Source organism: Mediterraneibacter sp. 210702-DFI.5.30 (assembly GCF_020560115.1).
Classification (GTDB): Bacteria; Bacillota; Clostridia; order Lachnospirales; family Lachnospiraceae; genus Mediterraneibacter; species Mediterraneibacter faecis.
Genome location: NZ_JAJCME010000268.1, coordinates 1 through 213, shown reverse-complemented (window position 1 = coordinate 213; position 213 = coordinate 1). Strand labels below are relative to the sequence as shown.

The window sequence follows — 213 nt, the reverse complement described above, 5'->3', positions numbered from 1 at the left end:
CAGCTGATCACCAGCCATTTCGCCACACATGGCCGCCTTGGTGTTGTTGGCATGAGCGGCGTCAATCACGTGCTTGATCAGCCGCAAAAAGGCTGGGTTGAGCGGCTGATACAGGTAGGAAACTGCGTCATTGCCCCGGTCGGCCGCAAAGCAGTACTGAATCAGGTCATTGGTCCCGATACTGAAGAAGTCGACCTCCTTAGCCAATTGATC

Annotated in this window: 1 protein-coding gene; it reads right to left on the bottom strand. The window is 54.9% G+C overall.

What is annotated here, in order from left to right:
- Positions 1–213: putative PEP-binding protein (locus LI126_RS15525; protein WP_305067626.1), on the bottom strand; the 213-nt coding region annotated here is incomplete at both ends.